The organism is Sphingopyxis flava (assembly GCF_900168005.1).
GTDB lineage: Bacteria > Pseudomonadota > Alphaproteobacteria > Sphingomonadales > Sphingomonadaceae > Sphingopyxis > Sphingopyxis flava.
Genome location: NZ_FUYP01000023.1, coordinates 45,377 through 51,657 on the forward strand (window position 1 = coordinate 45,377; position 6,281 = coordinate 51,657).

At 60.5% G+C, this 6,281-nt stretch carries 11 protein-coding genes; 2 read left to right on the plus strand and 9 right to left on the minus strand.

The genetic code is table 11. The annotated features are described in order from the left end of the window. Positions 1-2: 2 nt before the first annotated feature. The 9 genes from B5X69_RS15745 to B5X69_RS22285 all read right to left on the minus strand — a co-directional run bounded on the left by B5X69_RS15745 (position 3) and on the right by B5X69_RS22285 (position 3,799). Positions 3-314: a hypothetical protein gene (locus B5X69_RS15745; protein ID WP_079639604.1), complete on the minus strand. Its 312-nt coding sequence runs from the start codon at positions 312-314 to the stop codon at positions 3-5. A 58-nt stretch (positions 315-372) separates the two neighbouring features. Next, positions 373-612 (minus strand): helix-turn-helix domain-containing protein, encoded by a 240-nt coding sequence (locus tag B5X69_RS15750; protein ID WP_079639605.1) that lies wholly within the window; start codon positions 610-612, stop codon positions 373-375. 48 nt (positions 613-660) lie between these two features. Beyond that, a complete protein-coding gene (locus tag B5X69_RS15755) occupies positions 661-1,050 on the minus strand; it encodes a hypothetical protein (RefSeq protein WP_079639606.1) in 390 nt (129 codons plus the stop codon). 203 nt (positions 1,051-1,253) lie between these two features. After that, positions 1,254-1,691 carry a hypothetical protein gene (locus B5X69_RS15760; RefSeq protein ID WP_079639607.1) on the minus strand — a complete coding sequence of 146 codons (438 nt, stop codon included), beginning with the start codon at positions 1,689-1,691 and terminating at the stop codon, positions 1,254-1,256. Beyond that, positions 1,688-1,885 carry a hypothetical protein gene (locus tag B5X69_RS15765; protein WP_079639608.1) on the minus strand — a complete coding sequence of 66 codons (198 nt, stop codon included), beginning with the start codon at positions 1,883-1,885 and terminating at the stop codon, positions 1,688-1,690. Before B5X69_RS15765 ends, B5X69_RS15760 begins: the two co-directional genes overlap by 4 nt. Then, a complete protein-coding gene (locus B5X69_RS15770; protein ID WP_079639609.1) occupies positions 1,875-2,735 on the minus strand; it encodes a hypothetical protein in 861 nt (286 codons plus the stop codon). Before B5X69_RS15770 ends, B5X69_RS15765 begins: the two co-directional genes overlap by 11 nt. Before the next feature lie 195 nt (positions 2,736-2,930). Further along, positions 2,931-3,260, minus strand: a complete 330-nt coding sequence (locus tag B5X69_RS15780; protein ID WP_079639611.1) for a hypothetical protein — start codon at positions 3,258-3,260, stop codon at positions 2,931-2,933. Beyond that, positions 3,257-3,595, minus strand: coding sequence for a hypothetical protein (locus tag B5X69_RS15785; protein ID WP_079639612.1), 339 nt, complete (start codon positions 3,593-3,595; stop codon positions 3,257-3,259). Before B5X69_RS15785 ends, B5X69_RS15780 begins: the two co-directional genes overlap by 4 nt. 21 nt (positions 3,596-3,616) lie before the next feature. Beyond that, entirely contained in the window at positions 3,617-3,799 is a 183-nt protein-coding gene (locus B5X69_RS22285) for a helix-turn-helix domain-containing protein (RefSeq protein ID WP_079639613.1), read from the minus strand. A gap of 266 nt (positions 3,800-4,065) precedes the next feature. On the opposite strand from B5X69_RS22285, the gene B5X69_RS15795 reads away from it, so the two are divergent. Both B5X69_RS15795 and B5X69_RS15800 read left to right on the plus strand, forming a co-directional pair. After that, entirely contained in the window at positions 4,066-4,584 is a 519-nt protein-coding gene (locus tag B5X69_RS15795; RefSeq protein ID WP_139375826.1) for a hypothetical protein, read from the plus strand. After that, on the plus strand, positions 4,571-5,731 hold the full coding sequence (locus B5X69_RS15800; protein ID WP_079639615.1) for a tyrosine-type recombinase/integrase: 1,161 nt from the start codon (positions 4,571-4,573) through the stop codon (positions 5,729-5,731). The genes B5X69_RS15795 and B5X69_RS15800 overlap by 14 nt, the downstream gene beginning before the upstream one ends. The last annotated feature ends 550 nt before the right edge of the window (positions 5,732-6,281 follow it).

Sequence of the window (6,281 nt, forward strand, 5' to 3'; positions counted from 1 at the left end):
CGCTAGTTCCTTTCGGTGTGCTTTTGGCCGCCGAGACGCGGCGGCAGCGTGATTGTCATTCCTGCCGCGGCGGCCGCTCGATCGGCCCGGCCCCAAAGTTCGTTGCAGGCCGCCACGATTTCGTCGCGCTTCGCGCGGCCGAACTCGGCGATGAAACTTGGGTCATTGTAGAAGGGGCGCCGCCACTCATGCCGGGCCAGCCAGCTCGCCATCGCGCTTGCAGTTTCGGACACGACGCCGCCCCGCTCTGGACGTTGCCGCGGCCCGATCGAGGGAGCATCGACATGCGCCGAATAATCATAAAGGCCGGCCATGGCGGGATCTGGTAGGCTTCCCGAGAATGTGAGTTGTCCGGATGCGGTGCGCATAAGGTCACCCGTCGACCAGCTTGCGGAGCGACCGCGCGGGGATAACCGTTCGACGCCCTACCTTCGATGCGACGATCTCACCCTTCGCAATGCGGGCATATAGGCTCGATTTCGAGATTGATGTCGCTGCGACGGCCTCTTCTATCGAGTACGCGAGTTTCTCGGGTGCTCCCTGCATAGTTCCTCCGCGGTCGCCGATGGACGCAGACGGAAACTGGATCAGGGAAAAATCCCCGCAAAACATCTTCGCGGGATTTCGGTTTTCTGGGACTTTGCGCTTGGTGAAGGAGGATTATTGGTCGTTCGGGGATTTTCTGGGGCGACCTCTGGACGGCTCCCCGTGAATTTCGCGCCACATGGGCTGAAAAACCTCATCGCGTTTCGCCGCCCGTGCGCCATAGTGGCGCTTGTAGGCGGCCCACCCTTCCTTGCTGTTGGACCCTGGATAGGCCGCAATCCACTCGGCCGTCTCGCCGGCCGTTACCTTTTGCACGGGTGACAGAACAGCAAGTTCGCGGAGCAGCGCTTCGAAGCCGGGGCGGTCCACAAGGACGGAGCGCCACTGCTCCTGTTGAACCTCGTCAATGCGATTGCCGCGCGACCAGAACAGATCCTCGCCTAAGATGCCACAATGGTATCCCTTGTCGCCTGCCTTTGGCGAACTAAGGACCCGCCACATCATCGCTCGCACGTCTGATCGCGTTAAGGCGGAGGCGCAATTCCCGTTGGCTTGAATCGAACAGAACCCATTCGCGATTATTCGACCGCAGCGGCCGGCGTGAGCGATGGTCAGCAACAGATCGGCCTCCCCAACGCCCTCGGCGCGGAGATGCTGGCAGGCATCGGAAAGCCGTATCCAATCGTCAGGGGCGGGGCCGGCCTCTGTCACGGTATTTGACCCAGGGCCCGTAGTTGCCTTCGTTCGCGCTCTATCGCTGCCAAGACAAGTTCCGCCATTGTCATCTCGCCGAAATGCCGCACGAACTCCGGGTCATCTAAACCACGCGCGGGCCAGTATCGGAGCAGCCAGTTGGACGCCCGCGTCCAAAGCTCATATCGTCCCGTTAACCCCGCGACGGCCGCATCGAGGTCAGCAGCGGTGATCGGCGTGGGCAGCTGGATTGCGACACGTCGTTCGGCGTCGCGCCCCACGGCTTCCAGCTCGGCAGCTTCGAAATCAGGCCAGCGGCGATAGAACTCGGCATTGTCGCGCCATGATTGCCAAAAGACCGTGTTATGAATCAACCAGTCCGCCGCGGCGACAATGGCCGCTCTGCGATCTTCGCGCCGCCGGCGAGCTTCCGCGATGTCGGTCACGCTCATTCGACCGGCTCCACCGCGACCCCAAGGTGCTGCGCCACGGCACGGATTTCATGCGGCGCGAGATCGTCGATCATCCGTTCCAACTCCCGGCGATGCGGCGGGGGTAGGATCAAGCTTGTGTTTACCCAAGCGCCGCCCGCCGCCTTCCACCGGGCGAGCCATGTAGTGGGGTCAAAAGTGCTGCTACGCTGCATTACGCGCCTCCATTGGAAAAGATCGGGCGACGCCGAGCTGGAGCGGCATCCGGTACTGCTCCGGCAGAGATCGGCCGTTCAGGAATTTTGAGAGAGTTCCGCCTGGCACGCCGACGTCATGGGCGAGCTTTGATTGCGCGCCGGGTTGTGCCCAGGCGAGATAGGACAATGCAAAGTCGCGCAACTCGCGTTCATCCATGCAGGCCGATCCCCGCGAAGCGACCGCCTGCGACTTTGAAGCGAATGCGGAGGTATTTGAGGGGGACCCGTTCAGACGCTCTGGATGGTTTAATATATGTGCTTCCATTTCGACAGCAGGGGCGGGAGCCTGAAAGCCGCATGTTTCCGTCGCGCCTGCTTCCATTTCGGAAGCACGGTGTTTCCTTCGTGCTTCCGTTTCCGAAGCACGAACGGCCATTCGTGCTTCCGTTTTCGAAGCGCTTATTTTTTTTGTTTCCAAATCTGTTTCCAAATTGGCCAGATATTCGTTGGTCGCCGGATGCTCGCCATTGGGCCCGTATGAGATGAAGGTGAGCCGATATTCGTTCGCCTTCCGCTGCCCCTTGGGGTAGCGCGCGGTGAGGGTGACGAATCCAGTGCGTTCCAGTTCGTGCAGCGCGGCAATGTTGGCCTTGTGATTGGCGCTCCCGATGGCTTCCGCAAGTTCGCGAGTGGAAAGCGCAATCGCGCCGTTGTTGTACCCGTTGAACCTGCGAATGAGGGCAAGGGCGACGGCAACCGCACGAGGGCCGACCGAGACCAGCAATCGGTCTATGACGATCTTGGGGATCAGGGAATATTTACCCCCCCGCCCGTCTGCCTCGTGCAGCGCCTTCTTGCGCTTCGCCATTAGCCACCCGTCGCCTGGTCTATGATTGGCATGCCAGAAGCGTCCGCGAGCAGTTTTGCCGCTAGGCGGGCCAAGGGCGCGGACGAGAAGGTCGAGGGACGACACCAGCCATCGGGCAGGGCCTCGGGTGGCAGGACGACGACCCGCCAGAATGGGCCGTCTTTCCTGACTTCGATATGGGGATCGGGGCCCATGTCAGGGCCGCCCCGCGAACAGTGGCGAGTATTCAGCCGCGTCAGACGCTGGCCACGACCAATCGCCGTCTCCGCTTGGGTCGGCCACGGGGCAACCCGGCAAGCCGGCCATTTTCTTGCGCCTTAGCCAATCGGGGTCATTAAATCTCGCGACGGGCTCATCTTCGGCCTCGTTGCCGTCTTGGCCATCGGCGTCCCCATCGATCTCATCAAGGATGTCAATGCTGATCGCGATCATGTTCTCGAGGGCTTGCCGGTTTGTCGCGGCAAGTGCGCGGAGAAGATCGACGTTGAGAACGCCGCGGGCGATGCTGGAAAGCGCGGGGCTCATGATGCCCGCCCTCCCGCAAAGGCGGGGTCCACGATCGCGTCGAGCTTCTTGCGGGCCTCGCCAACGCGTCGGTGCGCCTCGAGGATCACCGATGCCGCGTGGTCGACTTCAGCGATCAGCGGATGGTCTGGGGTCTTGTCGCTCAAGACCTCTCTTACACCTTCAAGGAACCGTTCACCGGCGATCATGAAGGTTTGGGAAATGCCGAGTTCTGCTCCGATGCCATCAACGTCGATTGGTGGGGTGGATTTGCCCTTAGACGCAGATGTGATTATGCTTGCCATGTCGATTAACTCCTTGCGTGGGGTTTCGATCTGGCCGTCGGCAGGGTGCAACCTGTCGGCGGCCGCTTCATGTCAGGATACTGCGACGTCGCCGGTAAGTGCGCGTTCCAGCTCCGATTTCCGGAAAAGCAGATTGCGCCCACGACGAATGACGGGGAGCTCACCCCGATCAACCATTGCGTAGATCCATCTTTGCGTCAGACCGCAGTGTTCAGCCGCGGCCCGGGCGCCGACGAGAATATCATCTTTCAACACGTTTTAGCCTCCTTTCCATATCTATACCGGTTTAGGTATTGTTAGACATTTGTTGTCATGCGTGCAACATTTAAAACCGAATCAGGTTTCTTGGTTGAGTTATGCATCTAAGCTATTCAAAACTTGTAGAAATATTGGTGAGTCTGCACCGTATTCCGCCCAGCGGTATAGGCGCGTTCAAAGCGCGCCTCCGAAAGCTGCAGGCAGAGGAAGTGCCTCTTGGATCGAAGCCCGGTAAGGGAAAGCGGGTCGACTACGACCTACCGATGATCCTTGAACTCGCCGTCGCCCTCGAACTTTTGCAATCCGGGCTTTCTCCCTCCGACGCCTCGGTTCTGATTAAGGCAAATCGGGCCTCATTCTATTCTGCCGGCTTGATGGGGATCGCTTCTGATTTAACGGAGGAGAGCGACCCCTTCGTTTTGATCAGTCCCGTGTCGATGACCGGCTATCCCGTTGAGATGTACGGTGAGCGGATCGAAGTAATCGGAGCAGTCTCGTTCGTCACACGCTCTTTTTTCAATGAATTGTTCGCGAAACGCCGCCTGTTCGAACCGATTTCAGGGGACTCCTGGCGGTGGCTGATCGTCGACGTTCGTAAAGCGATGGGCAACGTTCTGGCGGTTCTTACCGACGATGAGAATATGCGTGAGGCCGTCTTTGACGCCGTCTTGTCCGCGTGGGAGCGAGATGCGTCCTCGCGAGCGCAATTCATTGCAAGTCGCCTCAACAAAATCGCTGAGCTACCAATCGATTTCGAGGATGTAACAGATGTCAATCCGTAAGCGCATCTGGACCGCTCCCGACGGCACCGAACGGCAGGCCTGGCAGGTCGATTATCGCGACGCCGCCGGCAAGCGTCGCAGCAAGCAGTTCGACAAAAAGCGGGATGCGGATGCGCACCTGGATGCGGTGAAGCGAGAGCTGCACGACGGGACGCATACCCATCACCGCGACAGCATCACGGTTTCAGAGGCGGCCGATCTCCTCGTTGCCCACGCGGAAGCAAACGACCTCGAGCGATCGACGGTGAAACGCTATCGCGAACTGGCCGATATTCACCTGAAACCGCGGATCGGCGCCAAGAAGCTGTCAGAGCTGACCAAGCCGATGGTCGAAGAGTTGCGCCTCGAGCTGCTCGCGGACTTGTCGCGCCCGATGGCTGGCAAGGTGCTCGCGCATTTGTCGATGATCATCAATCGGGCGATGGATCTGGGCAAGGTAGGGAAGAACGTCGCCAGGTCGGTGCGCGTAGCGAAGGCGAAGCGCGACGTTGAGAAGGTCGTCCCGCCCGATCGCGCCGATCTGAAAAAGATGATCAAGGCCGCTACCGATGACGAGCGCGCCCTGATCATGACGGCGATCACGACCGGCCTGCGGTCATCGGAACTGCGCGGGCTTCGCTGGGCCGACATCGACCTGAAGGCGGCCAAACTCACCGTTACGCAGCGCGCCGACCAGTGGGGCGTCATCGGCCCGCCGAAGAGCGAGGCAGGGCGCCGAACCATCCCCATTCCGCCGCAGCTCGTCGCCGAGTTGAAGCGGTGGAAGCTGAAGAGCCCGCCGTCGTCGCTCGACCTCGCGTTCCCGAGTTCGACCGGCACGCCCCAGCGGCACAACAACATGCTGCGCCGGACCTACTTCCCGTTGCAGGTGAGGGCAGGGCTTGGCGTGCCTAAGCACAACAAGGCCGGCGAGGCGATCGTCGACAAGGACGGAGCGCCAGTGCTGACGGGCAAATATGGCTTTCATCAGATGCGCCACGCCGCGGCGAGCGGGTGGATCGCGAACTTGATCGACCTCAAGCGGTTGCAGGTCTGGATGGGTCACGAAAACATCGAAACGACGATCAACATCTACGGCCACCTGCTCGTCGACTCCGGCCGGGACGCGGAATTGGCGAAGCGCGCGAGCCGCGATCTGTTCGGGTGATGGCAAAGCGCTACCCCACGATCGAAGAAAAGCGCGAGCATAACCGGACGCATCTCGGCCGTCTCGAAAGGGGGATGGGCGGCCTCGTCCCAGTGAGGTTCCTTCCGTCGAACATGGCCGCTGGCCCCTGCGATATGGCAGCCCGGGCGGCGGTCGGATCCTATGACAGTCGCAATGCGCCTATTGCGCCCTTAGACGGCTGTACGCATCCCGATCAGTGCGCGTGCCTGCTGACGATTGATCATGATCGGTGGCTGGCTTCGCTGGATTGATGCGACATGGATGCAACATAGATGCTTGAAACCCTAGAATTTCGACGGGTTTCGTAAGTCATCATAATCCGCGTGTCGGGGGTTCGAGTCCCTCCTCCGCTACCATCGCGACAGCCCCCAAGGACTGTTGGCTCTTCCCCGTGAACGGGGGATGAGGGTGGATCAGACCCGATTGATGACGCCGGCTCTTCCCCGTGAACGGGGGATGAGGGTGGATCAGACCCGATTGATGACGCCATTCCAACCGCAAAGAGCGAGCACGCGCAAGCGGTAGTTGT